The sequence below is a fragment of the Thalassotalea insulae genome, assembly GCF_030161395.1.
Taxonomy (GTDB): domain Bacteria; phylum Pseudomonadota; class Gammaproteobacteria; order Enterobacterales; family Alteromonadaceae; genus Thalassotalea_E; species Thalassotalea_E insulae.
In genome coordinates this window covers 302058-320150 of sequence record NZ_BSST01000001.1, presented here as the reverse complement: position 1 = coordinate 320150, position 18093 = coordinate 302058, and the positions used below count along the sequence as shown (strand labels likewise).

Sequence of the window (18093 nt, the reverse complement as noted above, 5' to 3'; positions counted from 1 at the left end):
TTATAGTTATGGAGCGATAGCACAGCGGGTTAAATCACATAACGCCATCATAGCTCTGGTATCTCGACGATCGACTGTGCCGTCATGGTTAAAATCATAATCAAGCGATAAATTATCATTGTTACGTAATAGCTGCTTAAAGAGGTTAATATCGCGAATATCGATTGCGCCATTGCCGTCAAAGTCAGCAGGATTTGTTGCTTGTTGTTCGCAAATGCCTTCCCCTTCAACTAAGCATACTAACCATTGCTCAAAGTCTTGATCAAACGAGGTGCCCCAAGTCGCTAAAATATCCTGATATGGTGTAAATACCGGGAGTTCATCGCCTTCTGATTGTGGTTGACCACAAGTCCAGACCCAAATGCCTGTTGACCATTCACTATCGTCATAAGCCCAGCCCCAGCCATTTTCAATGGCTTCTGTTTTAAGCTTCCAGCCCCAATCAAATTGACATTCGCCAGTGGACATAACTTTTTTCCTAGCACGCATAGACGGTAATAGGCTGTTTTCGATTTCAGCGTTTTGCTGCTCAATCATGAAACGTGTGGCTAAATAGCCCCAGTAATAGGTTCTTTCGGTATTACTGTTTTCATAAGTCGTTTGAAATAGCTCGCTTAAGCTGTATGTTCCTTGTGGTGCAACGCCTAGCGCTTTTGGATTATTATCCGGTTGTGACAAGTACTCGGCTAAGCCTTCACCCCACCAAACAGTGTTAGCTGGTTGTTCATTAAAATTCCCCCACTTGTTGAAACGACCATCTAAGTAATGCACATATTCATGTTCTAAGTTCCAAACAGCAAACTCAGGAAGCCAGGTGGCCTGATGCGCGATAAAGCGCGCCTGATTACCTTCAACCCAAGGGTCGCCCTCTAAATACATGCCACCATTATCAGTACCAATTCCAAAGAAACCACCGGCATAACTGTCATAATCACTGTAAGAGCTGAAAATTACTACTTCAAGATCGCTATTAAAATCATCAGCTACTGGTGTGCTGGCGTTAGTATTAAATAAGTTGTGAAATTTTTGCTCTTCTGCGGTCAGATCAGTACAAATTTGCCCCAAATTTTCTTCACTAATCGGCTCTTGGTAGCGAAGTTTGATGGTCGCACTACAGGTGTGATTTCCTGAAAGGACGTAGTCTTCGAGGTTAAAACTACAAGCGTCGCCATAGATGCTACAGTTGTCGGCATCATATTCTTTCACCATTGACTGGGCATTTAACCAACCTGTACTGCCAACACCTGTGAAAGTATACTCTTGTAATATCGCTTGAATACTTGGGCGAACAGCATCGGCAACTGAACCACCAAAGCGTAAGAATCGTGCTAATTCCTTCACTGCGTCAGACCATTGATATTCACGGGTATGGCCCACTAACCATTTACCTTGCACTTCAACAAACTGTTTAAGGTTATTGATGATATTTGGATTGTTTATTACAGCCTGCTCTAGTTCATCGGTTTGGTAATTAGAGGCATTAAATAGATGTACCAGTAGCTGGGTCATACCGTTCTCTTCATAGAACACGCCCCAATCATCAGTACGACTGATGGAATTTGCATAACCGAGAATAGCTTCGGTGATACGCTCTAAAAACGGCATGCGGTCGTTACCTGAGCTGTTTAATAAGATCAGCATTTCATAGCGGATCATAAAGTCTCTGGAAACATCACCATTAAACTGGACAAAATAATCACCATTAAAATACGTGGTGAGGGCTTGAGTTACTGCAGCGCTATAGTCTGCCGGAAATACACGATTGTTACTGCTTTCAGCCCAATGCATGGCACGCAAATAAATCACTAATTTTTCAAGCTCTGCAGCACCTGTTGCGGAGGTACCATCGTATGAAACTAACTGGGCATTTATTGCATTAGCAATTGTTGTAATACTGGCATCAGAAAATACCTCAGTACCAACTAATGAATTATTAAACAGGCCGTATAAACAGGAATTGAGTACGCCAGATTTTACTGCGTTGACTAGCTCATCTCCGCTCAACCCTTGTAATTCAGCAGGCGAGGTACAACTATTGACTGCCGCACTTTGAGTGGCTGTTGCGCTTTTGCTAATTGTTTTAACTTTGCTGTTAACACTTTTTTTGGGTTTAAGCAGATGACGTTGATAGTGATCGTCAGCCGATTGTTGATTTTGTTGTAGCAGTTGAAATTGCTTAGGTGAAATCTGTCTTGGCGGATTAAAGCCTTTATCTGTTGGGTTTGTTAAGTGTTGAGCATGGTTTGAATTTGAAGGTAGCGCACCGTTTTTCCCTGGATGAGTTGTTAACTGTGCTCCCGATGCCGCACTGCTGATAGCCGCGCTCAGCAGTAAGCTGGAACAAAGCCGGTAGTTTTTAATGTTCACGTTCATATCCTCTAGCTGATTATTGTTATTAATATTGCTTGAAAAGCACATGTAAGTATATTGTATAAAATATATCCTGCAACAAAAAAGTAACAAAAAATTAATATTTATCGCTTGAGCTCAACTTAGGTTTAGGAATTATGCTATAGCGAAAATTAGCGGTAAGTTGCTAAAAAATGAATTAATTACCGGATAGTAACTGACAGTAATCGTTGCTCAATATTGATAGGGAAACTGATGAAAAAAAAATTAAAAAAGTGGAAACCACGGCTACTATCAACAATGACAAGGATTTTTTCCTACGTCGTGCGATTCAAGTCGCAAAACGTTCAGCTCAACAGGGAAATTTACCTTATGGCTGCGTGTTAGTTGATGAGCAAGGAAATGTCTTATTAGAGGGAGAAAACTCTGTCATTACTGATAATGATGTGTTGGCCCATGCAGAGGTTAATTTATTACATATTGCATCGAAGCGTTACGCGCCGGAGTTTTTAAAAAATTGTACGATTTACACCAGTGACGAACCATGCCCAATGTGCGCTTCAGCAATATTTTGGAGTGGGGTAGGTCAATTAGTATTCGGTTTAAGTCAAGCAAGATTTTTTGCTGAGTTTGGCCGGAAAAACTCTCATATTACTTTTGATTTGTCATGTCGGGAATTGTTAAAATTTAGTGGCAGGCAAGTGAAAATAGCGGGGCCACTGTTAGAGCATGAAGTACTATGCCTTCACCGTCGCACTTAAGGTAAAGCATATAGAATGTATCGGTATAAAAGGGAGCCTGCAGGCTGAGTGTAGTTATGATTCTTTATCTAATAGCAATTTACAAATCATACTGTTTTTTTAATATTTGATAGTCATCGCTATAGCGATATTGATCAAACATCTGGTTAAAGCTGCTACGGTGCTCAGGGTTTTTAAATGCCATTTTATAATGCGTTTCTGGAAATATCGGGTGAATAGTAAATGTTTGTTCTATATCACTTATTTGCATTTGTTTGACTAAATAATTAAAGATATTCCTATCCATAATAAGTACTTGTACGCGTTTTTTAAGTAACAATACCGGCTGTTGTTTTTGCTCTGCCACTCGTAAATAAATTGGACTGTGCTCAATGGCATTAGCGTATTCATTTCCTAAGACTTTATCGGCTTTTTGGAACGCTGCAATGCTATAGTTGCTGAGATCGCTGATGGCATTAATAGCAAGGTTACTTTCTTTGAGTGAAATAGCAACATTTTGATAGGTAACATAAATATTGCTTAATTTGGATTCATCTTTAAATACCCGGTTATTCGTGGTCATTACCGCATCGATTTCTTTTACATTTAGCATTTTTGGGGAGTGCCCGAAGGTGGTGTAGACAAACTTGGTTGAATATCCCATCAGTTCAAAAACATTACGGATTAATTCTATTTCAAAACCGCTGTCGTTTTCTTGAATGACATAAGGCGGTTTAGCCAGGCCAACAGCGACGGCAAGTTCTTGTCTTGCATAGCTGACAGATGAAACACTAAGCATTATCAGAGGAAGTAGCAGATTAACGCTTAATAATTTAACTAAAACAGTGGTGTTAATTGTCATTTATACCCTTTATCTTGCCATTTAGTCATAAGCATAGCGTGTCTACTTACATCAACTGAATGTTATAACAGCCGCATAATTTAACACACCTTATTATATTATATATCCGTTGTTTGATGATTTGTTAGCGTTTGCTCAAATTATTTGTTTGACTTTTTGGCTTAATGCAATAACAGTATAAAGTGGTTTAATAGTTAACTAATTGACTTTTAAAAGAGTTTTGGTTTATAGTTGGCGGTAATTCAAAAAGGCAAGTATGGTGAAATCCATATACGCAAAACTTCCGGCCTAAGGTAAGTACTATGGTAGCGGGGTTACAGCGAATTTCTGTTGGTGCGTCCTTGCTTTTAATTAATGTTTAATCATTTGATGGGATGTATTTATGGCCAGATTATTACCTTTCGATAAAGTCAGCTTACTCGTCACAGGTTTAGCTTTGAGTACCTTCGTCGCAGAAGCTGGATTAGTGAAAAGCTCTCCGGCTTACGATGTCATCAATACCTCTGTTAGCGAAACGACGACCAATGTTATTTCGGTTAATGAAAATACCCGTGTTACTATTCCTCTAGCATACACGGAGAGTGATGGTAATTCATATCATGTTTCTGTCAGTAGTAACCTGATTACCGCGCAGTTACAAGGTCAACAGCTGGTTTTAGATATTGGTGAAGTGGATGAAGATACCAATGTTGATTTGTCGTTGAACGCGCAAGATGTCACGGTAAATGATTATTCTATTAGTATCAATGTGATGAATGTACCTGCATATGCCGTTAGTCACTATAATAATTTAGATTTAACTGATTTGTCGTTATCAGGCGCATTCTCTGGATCTGAAAGTTTTGCTGGTTCTGAGTTTAATAACGGCGGATACTTTTCTTACCTTGGAGAGCAACATAGCGTAGTTAGCTACAGTGCTAGCGAACGGCCGACATTTTCAGGAGTAAATAGCTATTCCGGCAATGTCAGCGGCAATGCTAATGTTGGTAGCTCGGCATCGACGAATTCATCACCCGTGGCAAGTATTATTGCTCAGTCGCTGAATATTGGAGCCCCTGAGCTTGATGCTGTGATCACTCAAGTTGCAGGGCTTCCTCAATATATCGTTGACTATCAGCCAGCTAACTTAGCACCAAGTGCACCGAAATTCGTGCAATATAGCTCTCCTTATAAAGAAGCGCTGAAAAATAAAATTGAACAATTTGTGCAAGCTGCTACCACTAATAGCAACGAAGGTGAGAATAGCGATAACGACAATGTGACACCAGAATCAGAAAATGAGCAACAAGACACACCACAACAATTAGTAGAAGTAGCTGAGCAGCCGTCGCTTTTACCTGAACAACAACAGTTATTATCGCAAGCACCGATAAATAATGAACAAAACTTAACACAACAACCACTTGTACAAGTGTCGGAACCTGCGGGTATCGCATTATTAGCAATAGCGTTATTAGGTTTAATTTTATTACCACGCCGCATATAACTGCAGAGTACTGGAAAAACAGTGAAAGTGTTGCTGCTGATCACACTGAAGTGAAATGGGGCTTTAGTGGCCATATGGACTACCTAATGAACCTGATGTTTTTGTTTATCGATTTTAAGTAAATGATAGGCGATGACTTACAAGCAGGTTTAGATAACCTTAAAGGTATTATGGAACAAGATACCAGCAATTTATTTATGAGGCGATAAAGGTGAGCAAGCGGTTATTAGCGGGCATTTGATGATCTTTGATTAAATGTAATCCGGCTAATTGAGCTTGCTCCGTAATCTGTTCAATATCCCGAATACCGCTGTTAGCATCTCGTTGCTTCAACCAAAAATCAAAGTTTGCATTACTGTCACTGGTATATTGTCCCTGATAGTTAAATGGCCCATAAATACAGCATTTACCGCCAGAGATTAAGTGTTGACCTGCTTGATGAAAAAACTGTTTTACTAAAGGCCAGCTCACAATATGCAAGGTATTAGCGGTAAAAATAGCGTCAAACTTTTTAATACCTTTAACAGGCGATAAAGCTTGTTGCCATGCGCAACTAAGATCTAATGCTAACGGCGGTTTTAGATTAGTTAATTTCGCGTTTTTAACGCGGTGATTAATGGTAAAATGGCTGCTTACTAAATCACTGGTAAACCAAGTTAGGTGATTAAGGTGTTCAGCAAAGTAAACCGCGTGTTGCCCGGTACCTGAGCCAATCTCAAGTACGTTTTGTGTCTGGTTAAACTCTTTCGATAGTATTGCTAATATCGGGTGTTTATTATTTTCACAAGCTTGAGAAAATGCGATTTCCATAGAGGTTCTCTTCAGTGGTTAGTAGTCTGTTTAAAGGGGAGTGCTGCTTGGCATTGCTTAACATAGTGTGCGAGTTGTCGACGTTCTTGCTGGCAAAAACTGGCTATTGGAGTTCTTAATTCTTGGTGTTTGAGCCAGTGATAGGAATGGCAGATTACAGGTTCAAATCCGCGTTGAATTTTATGTTCACCCTGGGTACCTGGGTTAAACTTGCGTAACTTATTGTCAATGCAAAACTCGATACCTTGGTAATAGCATAGCTCAAAGTGCAGGTAATTAAACTTTTGTGTACAGCCCCAGTAACGACCATATAATTGACTCTCATCATAGAAAAATAGGGCGCAGGCGACATACTCGTTTCTATGGCTTGCTATTACCAGCAAGATATTATTTTTCATTTGAGAAAAAATCGCCTGAAAAAATTCAAATGTCAGATGTGACGAATGACCCCTTTTTATATAAGTTAATTGGTAACATAAATAACAAAATTCTAACTCTTTGTTTGTGATGCCATTTGCGGTTAACTGTTTAATTGTTATACCCTGTTCAATGATAGAGCGGCGTTCTTTACGGGTAGCTTTTCGTTTACGTGAGTTAAATTTATCAAGTAAGTCATCAAAGTTATGATAGCCTTGATTATTCCAATGAAATTGCACGCTATGGCGGTGAAAAACATCTGCCTGAGTGATTTCTGCTTGCGGGTGACAGAATAATAGATGCCAGCTGTTAATATGATGAGAATGACAATGCGTGCTTAATATCGTCAATATCTCGTTAAGGCTGATATCATCAGTAACAAATTTTTCTGTGGTTACCGGAGTGAAGGGCACGGTAGCGACTAATTTAGGGTAATAGGGCAGTTGATAAGCTTGATAGGCCTGAGACCAACTCCAGTCAAAAACATATTCACCCCAGGAATGTTGCTTTAAATATAACGGCAATATCGCTTTGGTTTTATTGTACTCGCTTAATTGCAGATGATAGGGTTGCCAGCCGCATTTTGTCGAGACCGACTGGCTTTGTTCGAGTAATTGATAAAAAAGTGGCTGACTAAATGGCGACAATGCGTGCTGATGCTGCTGCCAGAAGGATAGATCCAGTTGGGTAAAACTGTCTACAAATCTGATATCCATATTACACCTATTAAGCAAAAGCTAATCGTTCACTCCTTCAATATCACCTCGCGTTACCGGATAGCCTAAATGCATCCAACCAAAAATGCCCTCCCATAATACCGCAGTACGTGTATAGCCACGAGCCCTTAATTTATTAATGGTATAATCTGCGGCTGCCCTTGGACATGAGCAGTATGCAACAATTTGGACATCTTTTGGAATACCTGCAACGGTTTCATCTAAATCGGCATAATAAGGAAAAGGGATCGAACCTTCGATATGGGCATTTTGCCAGACAGAAGTTACCCGAGTATCAAGCAAGACCATTTTTTTCTTACTGTTTAGTGCTGCAAATAAGTCATCAGCAGAGACATAGAGACCTTCTGTTAAGCTAAAATCTGGATCTTTTCCTTGTTTGTTAATCACATATTGCTCAGGTTTAGGTAGCTCTTTCAGGATGGTTTTTGGTTCTTGCCAGCCGCTCGCTTTGCTGCGTAAAAATGCGGTGATATTGTCGATATCTTCACTGGACAGTTTCTCTTTAAATGAAGGCATCGGGGTTTGTTGTCGACCTTCTCTAATGGCATGACGAATAAATTCATCGGTATTGTGCGCCAGTGCCGATTGATTGCCTAAGGCTGGCGCAGTAACTCCTTCGCCGTTTTCACCGTGACAGCTGGTACAGTTTTCCTGATAGACTTGTTGACCTCGTTTGATGTCTCCATGTATCGGATTAGTGGAAAATTTTAACCGCTCATAGCCGGCTTGTTCATATAACCAATAGGTGAGATCCCAAGTTTCGGCTAAGGTCATCGGCCCGCCTACTTCATCCAGATAGCCTCCCATTGCCGTGCCTTTGCGGCCATAAGACATGGGTCTTAATATCTGATGGGCAACACCAGATTCCATTAAACTTTTACTACGTAAAGAGGGAGCATGATCATTGGCGTGGCCTTCACGGTCCTTACCATGGCAAAGGGCGCAGTATTTTTGATAATTTTCTGAAGCAACTTTTGCCTGTTCTGCGGTTAGTTTGCGTGGCGGCGGAATGGTTTCATGATTTGTCTGATTTGCCTGAACAATAAAGCTGAGGCAAAGCAATGAATTTACTATAATGCTGTGAGTGATTTTATTCATTATTATAATTACTTAGCGTTGTGGCACTATTAGATTACTGCGCTTTTTAGCTGGGATCAACGAGCGAATGGCTATAGCAAAATATAGTAACACTTTTCATCTTTGCAATGCTAAAGCAAGGGTAAAAGCAAGTTTAAAATACAAGCACCTTTAGGCATAGAGAGGCGTAGGAAATAATGTTAAATATTAGTTAATGCCCCAAAGACTAGCTTCTGTTTTACCATAGCTTCCTTTTGCTGGGGTCGGGCATACATCTTAGTGGTGTCAATAAAGTGTATCCCTTGTGCCAATGAATTGCCGCTTAAACCAAGGTAATTCATTGACTCCTCTGATATTGTATTTTTGCTTAGATTACAAAATATCAATAGTGATTAAAGCGCCAATAACACAAAGAGCTGTTTATAGTACTGCTTTTGCCAGCGTCGATTTTTTCTTACATTGCAGTCGTTTTTGCCAGCACAATATAGGTATAACGATAGCAAGTAAGCTTAAGGCGTATAGCATTTTTATCGCTAACCCCCAGGCAAGTGCTAAGCAAAAGATAAAGCCGAGATAGATAAATGGCCGCTGACGACTAGGTAACAGCTTTAACGCCGCCGCCATTGAAATAGAATAAATAATAACAAAAACACCGTTACACCAGGCGATCAGATGTTCGAGGTTTTTATCACTGGCAAACGTAATGACGAGTACTAAGAGCATAATCGTAAGCACCAGAACTAGTGCTCTTAGTGGTATATTGTGGCGGTTCGTTGCCGAAAAATAATGAGGTAACACTCCTTGCTGGCTAAAACTGGCTATTAATCTTATGGTACTGGCCGTATAAACGTTTGCTGAAGACAAACCACCGGCAATACCTAAAATGCCTATAACCAAAGCACCGTGCTCACTTAGTAACTGGTCAAATACGCCAACCATAGCTAACGGAGAATCTGTCGGTACGTGAATTAACAGCCAGGTACAGCCAAGGTAAATTAAACCGACCAGTCCAGTGCCTATTAGCATTGCAGGTACCATATCTTTTTTCGGGTTTTTAAAATCATTGGCTAAATGGGTCATTGCTTCAACCCCCAAAAAACTCCAAAATGCGATGCCAGCTGCCGCCATGATTTTCGTTATTTCTAGCGGAGCAGCCGTTGATTGCTGCGCGGCATTGTTATCAATTGTAAAAGCCAATAATAACAGTACGACTACAGTAATTATTGCCAGGGTCAGCAAAAACTGTACTTTGGCTGAGAGATGAATACCTCGGTAGTTAAGTAAAAACAACACTGCAACTAGAGCGAGTTCGGCAACAAGTTGCTGATAGCCAACGAATGGCATTAGCGCATTGGCAAATTTTACTGTCATTAAAATTGCGGCAGGAACGCCTAACGGAACAATCAGTAAAAAGATCAACCCGATACTTCTGCCCGCAATGGCACCGAAGGCTTGTTCGACAAAGTAAGCAGGGCCACCTGCATGAGGGTATTTCGCAGCTAATAGTGCAAAAACCACGGTCACCGGGATAATGGCTACAGTTAGCAATAACCAAGAAAATAGTGCGCCGTTGCTGGCTATTGCCAGCGTCATTTGAGGCAAAATGAAGACGCCAGTGCCAAGTAAAGTGGTGGCGAGTAATCCTGCGCCTTGCCAACGGCCTATTTTTTTGTTCGTATCTTTCATTCGTCTATTTCATTGGGGATAGTGGCTATAGTATAGTCTCTATCCTTTTCACATTTTGACGGAATTATTTGACTATTTGTTATTTTATTCCGTCAAAATGTCGGTTTTAATGTGATATGCCGACATTTTGACTGTGCATGTCTGGAGAGTAAAATATGGATAAGTTTGATCATGCGATAATTGCTGAGTTGCGCAAGAATGCCAGGGCGAGTATTTCTGAGATAGCCGCACAGGTAAGTTTATCTCGCTCTGCCGTTTCTGAACGGATAAAAAAGTTGGAACATTCAGGCATGATCCGTGGTTATCAGGTATTGATTAGTGAGTCGCAAAAAGAAGGGGTTTCGGTGTATTTTGAGATCCAGCATCAGTGTGCACGGTGTGCCGATGTTGTGCCTGTATTCTATGAAATTCCAGAAGTCGTCACTTGCCACGGTATTACGGGTGATATGGATTTGCTGGTCTATGTTAAGGCATCGTCAATGAAACGCATTCATGAAATTAGGGAGGGACTGGATTGTTTGCCAGACATTATAAAAATAAAAACTCATGTCGTTATGAGTGAGTGGATTGATAACCATTGTTAATTATGCTGACATAGTTTTTGTTTATTGCAGATCTATTTATCTGACAGTGGGCAGGCTATAATTATCGCGTTTTTTAACAGTTAAGGGTCAATAGATGAAAGCGCCACTATTTAGTGAAATATTAGAGATTTGCCAGGGGATTGCTGATGCTTCAAGCAAGGATAACGAGAATGCGCGTAATGCCAGTTATCAAGCGTTAATTAAGCTCTGCAGTGTAAATGAAAATACCCCCAGGGATCATCCGTTGCAATGGGAAGCGTTAGCGGATTTTACTAATGATTCTGAGCAAGCGATCGATATTTATCAAAAGGGCTTAGCTTGTGCGGAGAAACTTGATTTAGTCAGCTTTAAAGCATCAATTTATTTAGCGATGGCGCAGCGTTTCAATGAAATGGCAGAGCAAGAACAAGCATTAGCTAGCGCAAAGCAAGCTTACGATTTAACTGAGCAAGTTTCAGATCAGGAACTCAGAGACGAAATTACCGACTTTTATCAATCATTAACATCTGTATAAACCACCGGTAAAAAGCGGTAGTTAATTAATGTTTCAATCCTTGGATTATATAGTTTAACACTCTGGTTTCATAACGGATAAAAGCGGTTAGCCAAACCCATAAAGTTAATGAAAATATGCAGGCGAGCGTTGAGTCTAATAGGATCCCGATTATGGCAAAACCATAGATACATAATCGGTTTATCTGTAATAAGTGCTGGCGATATTTATTTGACACCATGGTAACCACCTTAACGACGAGTGTTTTTACCTGTTAATAGTGTTATTCAAATAATATGCCAGCGTCTGTTAATAATGACAGCAACGCAATTTTTGCAAATTAATAGCGCCAGTAGCCAGAGACTGATTATTGTTCACTTTGGCTTTACGCGTGACAGAGCATAATAATTGTTTAAGCTTATGATCAAAATAAATAAATAGTGATGCTAATAACAGGCTGCCAAGAGGTAGATATAATAACGATGTCACTATATCGCCTTTAATTAATAGATTGCTAACTATTGGCATCGACACTATGAGGGTGGCGAGCAACCTGTAGACAGTTAAAATGCTGGTTGAGAACATGATCTTATCCTTTAAATTGCGCTAACTGTTGATGTCGATATGGTAGTCGGCTTAGTTGCTGGATTCAAAAGGATAATATTCACCGTATAGGTGAATGCTATTCATCTATAGTTAACAGGTTAGGAGATTTCACTAGCCAATTTAGAAAACACTGAATATCATGACGCTCTTTGTCTTCGTGACGATACACGGCGTAAAGTGCACGGCCGAACGATATTTTTGTACCAAAAGGGTTAATTAATAACCTTCTTTTCACCAATGAACTTTCAATAGGCATTAATGCGAGACAAAGCCCTAAACCTTGCTCTGCTGCACCTAATGATGCTTCGTAGTTATTAAAGGTTAGGTTGTGATTAAAGTTATTGGCTTTTATACCAGTAGCATCAGCCCACATTTGCCAAATATTATCCATAGACGTTAAGTCGATTAATGGGACTTCATTTATTTGTTCCATCGATGTTAGCTGGTATTTTTGAGCAAATTCAGGCGAGCATAGCGCTGCAATATCAATATCAAATAGTTTTCTTACCTCAACATTTGACCAGTCTCCATGGCCGATTCTAATCGCCAAATCAAAGTCTTCATAGCGAAAATCTGTGATATTGATGCCGGTTTCAATACGGATACCGATATCAGGGTGAGCGTTTTGGAATAACCCTAACTGCGGCAAGATCACATTAGTTGCCATAGTTGAAAATGTTGATATTTTTAGGTGTGGTTTCGCAAATTTCCGTTCGATAGCTTTTGTGCCTTTTTCAAGTAATTCAAAACATTGCTGAACATAGCTTAGGTATAATTTACCTGCGCTATTCAGTTGAACTCCACGACTTTTTCGAACAAATAATGGGAAGCCAACAAACTCTTCCAATGATTTTATCTGATGACTAACCGCGGATGGGGTAATAAAAAGTTCCTGGCTCGCTAACTTAAAGCTCTCTAAACGAGCTGATGCTTCAAATATACTGAGCAAGTGAAGTGGAGGACGTTTTTTAGCCATCAATAGTATTATCCAGAAATCATAACCAAGCCTTACTGTAAACTATTTTGTTAAATAGGTGAATAATATTAACCCTTAAATGGGCGGGCGGATATAGCCTGCGGGGGATTTTATTTGCGGGCTGTGTCACAATAGCCTAGAGCGTGTTGAACTTTGCAGTTTGCATTTTGTTCAAGATAAACATGCTCTAGTGTTGAGCGGTAAATTTGTAATGGGAGGAAGATGTTGTTGGCGATGATTCGAGTAGTGAGTGTATTGGGTTTGCTCTTTGTTAATGGCTGCGCTGTTGTAACCGCGACCGTAGGTGTTGCTGCAGCTGTTGTTGAGGGAACAGTTGAGGTGGTGGATGCGGTAACACCTGATATAGTTAGCGATGAGCAAGAAGATAATGATTAGTGCTTAGTTAATAATGAATGGCTAATGGCAATATCTCTTTTCTTTCGGCGTTAACCAAAAGTTCATCGTTGCCGTTAATATGTCTGAATTGATCGGTTTAGTGAGCACCTCATTCATGCCTAACGCAAGACACTTAGCTTTTTCGTTCTCCATTGCACTAGCGGTTAGCGCAATAATAACTATGTTACTGTTTTGTTCACCAGCCTCACCATTTCGAATAAGCTGAGTCGCTTGGTAACCATCCATTTCCGGCATTAAGCAGTCCATTAAAACCAGATCAATTTGATGGCCTTTTTTCTTGAGAATTTTTATTGCTTCATGGCCATTATTAGCGATAAGGATACGAGTTTTTAGTTGTTTTAACACCCCGAGTACTACCATCTGATTGATCTTGTTATCTTCAACCACTAGCACTGTTTTTCCTGGTAGTAGTTTACTCGCCCCTTGCTCATTTTTTAATATCCCATGATTAGCCGATGGCTGACGGTCTTGACTATATATCAGTCTATCGAGTATCACATTGAGTGAAGAACTGAGGAGAGGTTTATAGATCAGCTGTTTAAAATTAGATATGAGCAGCGTGTTTTTATCATAAGAGCAATCAAGATAGGCCATTAAAACAAATTTCACATTGTTGATATTATTAATATCTTTGATATTTTGCATGAAATCATTTAAATCACGACTAAATAGTTTTTCACTAACAAAAGCAAAATCAAAGGGGGTATCTTGTCGTAATTTTAGGGTATTAATGGTTTCTTGCTCAGTTGAAGTAATAACGACATTTGCACCGAGTTTAGCGAGTGTGTCATTCAATAAGTTTGCTGATGTTTTATTATTATCAGCAATCAATATGGTGTGGGCGGTTAAATCATGATTATTTCCACTTAAGGCGGGTTGTTCTGTTGTTGCCACCTTTATCGTAAAATTAAAACAACTGCCATGCTCTGGTTGTGAACTGGCTGATAATGTCCCCTCAAGTAATGAACATAATGTTTTAGTGAGCTTGAGTCCTAATGCGTTAGCACTATAGTGATGCTGACGGGCATGGCGCTTAGCGGGGTGTTCTTGTAATAACAATAACAGTTTTTCTGGGGCTATACCTATGCCAGTATCGGTGACAGAACCTTCTAAAAGAAAACTTTCTTGGTCAATTTGAGTCAGAGCTACGTGTAAAATTATTTCCCCTTTATCAGTAAACTTTACTGCATTGCTCAATAGGTTAGAAATAATTTGCGTGACTTTTGACGGGTCGGTCATGATGAATTGTTCGGTAATTTTTGTGCAATCGACGATTAATTCAACTTCTTTAAGATGGCATTGTAGGGCAAAAGTTTCTGCTGTTTCTTCTATCAGTTGCTTGATATCGACAGTAACTATTTCCGGCTCGAGTGTGCCGGATTCAATTTTTGATAAATCTAATACTTCATTTATTACCGCTAACAACGAATAAGCACTATTTTTAGCAATAGAAACTTTGTGTTGCTGCTGAGCAGTTAGTTGTGATTGCTCTAGTAGGCTTAGCATGCCTAAGATGCCATTCATTGGTGTGCGTACCTCATGACTGACATTGGTGATAAATTCGCTTTTACCTTGTGAAAACGCTTTTAAATATTGTTCTTTGGCTTTTGCTGTCAGGGTAATAATGCCAAAAATAACCGCGATGCCTGCGCAGATTGCTATATTGGTTGCTATCAGCAATGTGTTATCGATTATCGCCGGAGTAGCAGGTACTAATAGCGCTATTGTGATGATACGAATCTGAGCTAACGCATAGAAAATGGTGGCTAAAGTAATAAAAATAACATGCTTTGGATAAAATGCTTTTAGCTGATGATTGAGTAAAAAAAGCAAGGTAATATAGCTGACGGCTAGCAATAGCGCTATGGCAATCATAAATAAGGTGTTCTCTGCACTCGCGTAGTTTATCAGCGCTAAGGCTGTTATTAGGGCATAACAGTAAAAAAGCGTCGGGAACGTTTTCATTTTGATTAATTGGCTTAAGCTCAGCTGTAAACAGAGCAGGGCAAAAGCACTGACAAGTGTCGCGCCGAGCACCGCAATTTTTATATCGGTTAATGTTGTTGTAATCACTACGGCATAAATTAACAGGCACAACCCAAAGCCAAGCAGCGCTATACTGCCTTTGGTTTTGAGGTGATTTAGCCAAAAAATGTAAGTTAAAATAAAGGCTAATAATCCTTGGCTACCCAATAAAAAATATGAGCTATTGATGGTAAACATTCATTGTAAAATCCATTTTCAGCATCATTGCTTATTCACAGTAAAGCTTAGTAATGACTTAACAAACTAGCAACTTTAGTTTTACAATAAAAAGATAAATGCGCTCGATAAAATCGGCATATCAATAATCATTTTTAGGAAAATGCATGACTCAGCAACAAGTGTATCCAATCGGTGTTCCAGGTCAGAAATGGGGCGAGCAAGAAAAAGCATTATGGTTTGAACGTCAACAGGTAAAACGCTCATATCAACAAGAAGTTGTCAGTAAAATTAATGCCTTATCGGACAAATTTGTGCTTAAGCAGTATGGTGCTTTGTCAATTGATCCAGCTCGTTATCCGTTATTGGCGTTACATAGTAAGCAACTGGACCCGAAAAAACCAACGGTACTAATTACCGGTGGTGTTCACGGCTATGAAACTAGCGGCGTGCAAGGGGCTTTGTTGTTTATGCAAACACAGGCCCAAGCCTATGTTAATGATTTTAATATTATTGCTTGTCCTTGTGTCAGCCCATGGGGTTATGAAACCATCAATCGTTGGAATCCCAAAGCGATTGACCCTAATCGTTCATTCTATTCAGACAGTCCGGCGGAAGAGGCCGCAGCGGTGATGGAGCTTATTCACTCACTAGCGCTAACAATTGATGTCCACTTTGACCTGCATGAAACCACAGATAGTGATAACAGTGAATTTAGACCAGCACTCGCTGCTCGTGATGCAACCGTACATGACAATTGGAATATCCCTGACGGTTTTTATTTAGTCGCAAACAGTGTTAAACCTCAGGATGATTTTCAAACGGCGATCATTAAATCGGTTGAGCAAGTGACTCATATTGCGCCAGCTGATGAACAAGGGCGATTAATTGGTGAGCCGGTTGTGCAACCGGGAGTGATAAATTATGCTGCACGCCAATTAGGGCTCTGTATGGGCTTTAGCGATGCTGAATATGTAACGACAACCGAAGTGTACCCAGATAGTCCTAAAGTCGATGATGAAAACTGTAATTTAGCACAAGTTGCTGTGATCACCGGTGGGCTTGATTATTTATTAGCGCAGCGAAATAAACTTTAGAGCTTGATTAACTCAATTTACATGGTATTTTGCCTTAACTTTTTATTTTAGGAACAGATTTATGCCAAAGGCGAGTGAAATAAAGAAGAATGCAGCGATTGAACATAATGGTCGCGTAATGATAGTGAAAGATATTGAGCGTTCGGTGCCACAAGGCCGAGCGGGCGGTAGTTTATATCGTATGCGGATGTACGATGTGGTCACTGGCGGTAAAGTTGATGAAACCTTTAAAGACGTTGAAATGCTAAATCTGGCGGATTTAGTACGTCGTGCCGCGATGTTTTCATATATTGATGGTGATGAATATGTCTTTATGGATAATGAAGATTACACCCCGTATAACCTCAATAAAGATAATATTGCCGATGAAGTGTTGTTTATCAATGAAGAAACACAAGGTTTACATGTTGTCATTGTTGATGGTGCGCCGGTCGCGATTGATTTACCAGCCAGTGTAGAGCTGGAAGTGATAGAAACTGACCCGTCAATTAAAGGGGCTTCGGCAACGTCACGCACTAAGCCTGCAACACTTTCAACAGGCGTGATCATTCAGGTACCTGAGCATATTTCAACCGGTGATAAAGTGAAAGTTAATACCGAAGAAAAGAAATTTATGGGACGCGCGGATAAATAGTTGTTCTCGCGTTTTATTTAAAGGGGATGCTATTAATAGCATCCCCTTTTTGTTTATGCGGCGTTGTGATTTTCCCGATAGGCATCAAAATTTACATTTTTGATATTAAAGCGTTTAATTAAAAGCCCTAAGGAGTAGATCGCAATTACTTGAAAGTACAGACTGTTCACTATGATCTCAACATAATTGAGCTGATGCTGATTCAGCCAGCTATGTGCCATTATGTAAATGGTCATGAATATACTGATAAAGACAAATGATTGCAGGGTAAATTGTATTTGTTTTTCTCTGTCTTCATGGTTTTGCAGTGGATCACGTTTTTTACCGTAAAGGTTTTGAGCGCCGAGCATAATGAATAAAATGTTGATACCAGTGACCGTGACTAATTTAATTCCGAGTTCGGCGTTAAACGTGAACTGGCTAGTGATTAGTGTAAATATTACAAAAATCAGATAAACGCTAACGGCGAATACTAGGTATTTCTTTTCAATATAATTAAATAGCCGACGAGGCTGTAACTCTGCGCTACGATTGGTTATTTTGTTGAGCTTGCGCATCAATTTTAATTGCTGACGACCACGTAACTCAAGGTATATCACTGGTGTGTATTGCAGCATGCCATAAAGTAAGGGGATATCATCGAGTACATTTAAATGGTTATTAAAGTCTTCTACGATAAAACCAAAATAGCTGACAATAATTAATCCTATCAAAATACCAAGATAATTAAGTCGTAAATAAGTCGCTTTTATTTTTAGTATTTTTTCAGGTGGTTCAGGGTAAAGTTTTGGGTATTCTTGTGGTGTATAGTGTTCTAAAACATAGCTTATCCGACTCGTCACCTGTTTGGGGTAATAATAAGATAACAACCAAATTTGGCTGATAAATACTGCGAATATAATGATACTAATTGCCATGCT

Annotated in this window: 18 protein-coding genes and 1 riboswitch; of the genes, 7 read left to right on the top strand and 11 right to left on the bottom strand. The window is 39.7% G+C overall.

The genetic code is table 11. The features are described from left to right. Nucleotides 1–6: 6 nt before the first annotated feature. Nucleotides 7–2367, bottom strand: a complete 2361-nt coding sequence (locus QQK06_RS01510; RefSeq protein WP_284242774.1) for a collagenase — start codon at nucleotides 2365–2367, stop codon at nucleotides 7–9. 212 nt (nucleotides 2368–2579) lie between these two features. On the opposite strand from QQK06_RS01510, the gene QQK06_RS01505 reads away from it, so the two are divergent. Continuing rightward, a complete protein-coding gene (locus QQK06_RS01505) occupies nucleotides 2580–3110 on the top strand; it encodes a nucleoside deaminase (protein WP_284242772.1) in 531 nt (176 codons plus the stop codon). 79 nt (nucleotides 3111–3189) lie between these two features. Here the strand turns inward: QQK06_RS01505 and QQK06_RS01500 are convergent, their stop codons facing one another. After that, a complete protein-coding gene (locus QQK06_RS01500; RefSeq protein ID WP_284242771.1) occupies nucleotides 3190–3951 on the bottom strand; it encodes a substrate-binding periplasmic protein in 762 nt (253 codons plus the stop codon). A 239-nt stretch (nucleotides 3952–4190) separates the two neighbouring features. After that, nucleotides 4191–4273, top strand: a riboswitch (cyclic di-GMP riboswitch). Between the two features lie 60 nt (nucleotides 4274–4333). On the opposite strand from QQK06_RS01500, the gene QQK06_RS01495 reads away from it, so the two are divergent. Continuing rightward, nucleotides 4334–5437: a hypothetical protein gene (locus QQK06_RS01495; protein ID WP_284242770.1), complete on the top strand. Its 1104-nt coding sequence runs from the start codon at nucleotides 4334–4336 to the stop codon at nucleotides 5435–5437. Nucleotides 5438–5632: 195 nt separating this feature from the next. On the opposite strand, the gene QQK06_RS01490 is transcribed toward QQK06_RS01495, so the two are convergent. From QQK06_RS01490 to yjeH, 5 genes are all read right to left on the bottom strand, one after another. Continuing rightward, nucleotides 5633–6247: a DUF938 domain-containing protein gene (locus tag QQK06_RS01490; protein ID WP_284242769.1), complete on the bottom strand. Its 615-nt coding sequence runs from the start codon at nucleotides 6245–6247 to the stop codon at nucleotides 5633–5635. 11 nt (nucleotides 6248–6258) lie between these two features. After that, a complete protein-coding gene (locus tag QQK06_RS01485) occupies nucleotides 6259–7380 on the bottom strand; it encodes a GNAT family N-acetyltransferase (protein ID WP_284242768.1) in 1122 nt (373 codons plus the stop codon). 21 nt (nucleotides 7381–7401) lie between these two features. Further along, nucleotides 7402–8499: a c-type cytochrome gene (locus QQK06_RS01480; RefSeq protein ID WP_284242767.1), complete on the bottom strand. Its 1098-nt coding sequence runs from the start codon at nucleotides 8497–8499 to the stop codon at nucleotides 7402–7404. Between the two features lie 179 nt (nucleotides 8500–8678). After that, on the bottom strand, nucleotides 8679–8819 hold the full coding sequence (locus QQK06_RS01475) for a hypothetical protein (RefSeq protein WP_284242766.1): 141 nt from the start codon (nucleotides 8817–8819) through the stop codon (nucleotides 8679–8681). 79 nt (nucleotides 8820–8898) lie between these two features. Continuing rightward, nucleotides 8899–10164, bottom strand: coding sequence for an L-methionine/branched-chain amino acid transporter (gene yjeH, locus QQK06_RS01470; RefSeq protein WP_284242765.1), 1266 nt, complete (start codon nucleotides 10162–10164; stop codon nucleotides 8899–8901). A gap of 155 nt (nucleotides 10165–10319) precedes the next feature. Here yjeH and QQK06_RS01465 point away from each other — a divergent pair, with 155 nt between their 5' ends. Both QQK06_RS01465 and QQK06_RS01460 read left to right on the top strand, forming a co-directional pair. Further along, nucleotides 10320–10748, top strand: coding sequence for an Lrp/AsnC family transcriptional regulator (locus QQK06_RS01465; RefSeq protein ID WP_284242764.1), 429 nt, complete (start codon nucleotides 10320–10322; stop codon nucleotides 10746–10748). A gap of 94 nt (nucleotides 10749–10842) precedes the next feature. Next, nucleotides 10843–11262, top strand: a complete 420-nt coding sequence (locus QQK06_RS01460) for a hypothetical protein (RefSeq protein WP_284242763.1) — start codon at nucleotides 10843–10845, stop codon at nucleotides 11260–11262. 288 nt (nucleotides 11263–11550) lie between these two features. Here QQK06_RS01460 and QQK06_RS01455 read toward each other — a convergent pair whose 3' ends face one another. After that, nucleotides 11551–11730 (bottom strand): hypothetical protein, encoded by a 180-nt coding sequence (locus tag QQK06_RS01455; protein WP_284242762.1) that lies wholly within the window; start codon nucleotides 11728–11730, stop codon nucleotides 11551–11553. Between the two features lie 193 nt (nucleotides 11731–11923). After that, nucleotides 11924–12823 (bottom strand): LysR substrate-binding domain-containing protein, encoded by a 900-nt coding sequence (locus QQK06_RS01450; protein WP_284242761.1) that lies wholly within the window; start codon nucleotides 12821–12823, stop codon nucleotides 11924–11926. A gap of 222 nt (nucleotides 12824–13045) precedes the next feature. Here QQK06_RS01450 and QQK06_RS01445 point away from each other — a divergent pair, with 222 nt between their 5' ends. Further along, nucleotides 13046–13219: a hypothetical protein gene (locus tag QQK06_RS01445; RefSeq protein WP_284242760.1), complete on the top strand. Its 174-nt coding sequence runs from the start codon at nucleotides 13046–13048 to the stop codon at nucleotides 13217–13219. Between the two features lie 21 nt (nucleotides 13220–13240). Here the strand turns inward: QQK06_RS01445 and QQK06_RS01440 are convergent, their stop codons facing one another. Next, on the bottom strand, nucleotides 13241–15463 hold the full coding sequence (locus QQK06_RS01440; protein WP_284242759.1) for a response regulator: 2223 nt from the start codon (nucleotides 15461–15463) through the stop codon (nucleotides 13241–13243). Between the two features lie 146 nt (nucleotides 15464–15609). Between QQK06_RS01440 and QQK06_RS01435 the strand changes: the two genes are divergently transcribed. Further along, on the top strand, nucleotides 15610–16539 hold the full coding sequence (locus QQK06_RS01435) for a M14 family metallopeptidase (protein WP_284242758.1): 930 nt from the start codon (nucleotides 15610–15612) through the stop codon (nucleotides 16537–16539). A 61-nt stretch (nucleotides 16540–16600) separates the two neighbouring features. After that, nucleotides 16601–17173, top strand: a complete 573-nt coding sequence (efpL, locus tag QQK06_RS01430) for an elongation factor P-like protein EfpL (protein ID WP_284242756.1) — start codon at nucleotides 16601–16603, stop codon at nucleotides 17171–17173. A gap of 53 nt (nucleotides 17174–17226) precedes the next feature. Here efpL and QQK06_RS01425 read toward each other — a convergent pair whose 3' ends face one another. Further along, complete coding sequence (locus QQK06_RS01425) at nucleotides 17227–18090, bottom strand: hypothetical protein (protein ID WP_284242755.1); 864 nt, start codon at nucleotides 18088–18090, stop codon at nucleotides 17227–17229. Nucleotides 18091–18093: the final 3 nt, after the last annotated feature.

Excerpts from the sequence above, each read along its gene's own strand:
- QQK06_RS01425 (WP_284242755.1), bottom strand. The coding sequence starts at position 18,090 with ATGGCAATTAGTATCATTATATTCGCAGTATTTATCAGCCAAATTTGG.
- QQK06_RS01465 (WP_284242764.1), top strand. The coding sequence starts at position 10,320 with ATGGATAAGTTTGATCATGCGATAATTGCTGAGTTGCGCAAGAATGCC.
- QQK06_RS01445 (WP_284242760.1), top strand. The coding sequence starts at position 13,046 with ATGTTGTTGGCGATGATTCGAGTAGTGAGTGTATTGGGTTTGCTCTTT.
- QQK06_RS01485 (WP_284242768.1), bottom strand. The coding sequence starts at position 7,380 with ATGGATATCAGATTTGTAGACAGTTTTACCCAACTGGATCTATCCTTC.
- efpL (WP_284242756.1), top strand. The coding sequence starts at position 16,601 with ATGCCAAAGGCGAGTGAAATAAAGAAGAATGCAGCGATTGAACATAAT.
- yjeH (WP_284242765.1), bottom strand. The coding sequence starts at position 10,164 with ATGAAAGATACGAACAAAAAAATAGGCCGTTGGCAAGGCGCAGGATTA.
- QQK06_RS01500 (WP_284242771.1), bottom strand. The coding sequence starts at position 3,951 with ATGACAATTAACACCACTGTTTTAGTTAAATTATTAAGCGTTAATCTG.
- QQK06_RS01490 (WP_284242769.1), bottom strand. The coding sequence starts at position 6,247 with ATGGAAATCGCATTTTCTCAAGCTTGTGAAAATAATAAACACCCGATA.
- QQK06_RS01450 (WP_284242761.1), bottom strand. The coding sequence starts at position 12,823 with ATGGCTAAAAAACGTCCTCCACTTCACTTGCTCAGTATATTTGAAGCA.
- QQK06_RS01480 (WP_284242767.1), bottom strand. The coding sequence starts at position 8,499 with ATGAATAAAATCACTCACAGCATTATAGTAAATTCATTGCTTTGCCTC.
- QQK06_RS01440 (WP_284242759.1), bottom strand. The coding sequence starts at position 15,463 with ATGTTTACCATCAATAGCTCATATTTTTTATTGGGTAGCCAAGGATTA.
- QQK06_RS01495 (WP_284242770.1), top strand. The coding sequence starts at position 4,334 with ATGGCCAGATTATTACCTTTCGATAAAGTCAGCTTACTCGTCACAGGT.
- QQK06_RS01475 (WP_284242766.1), bottom strand. The coding sequence starts at position 8,819 with ATGAATTACCTTGGTTTAAGCGGCAATTCATTGGCACAAGGGATACAC.
- QQK06_RS01460 (WP_284242763.1), top strand. The coding sequence starts at position 10,843 with ATGAAAGCGCCACTATTTAGTGAAATATTAGAGATTTGCCAGGGGATT.
- QQK06_RS01435 (WP_284242758.1), top strand. The coding sequence starts at position 15,610 with ATGACTCAGCAACAAGTGTATCCAATCGGTGTTCCAGGTCAGAAATGG.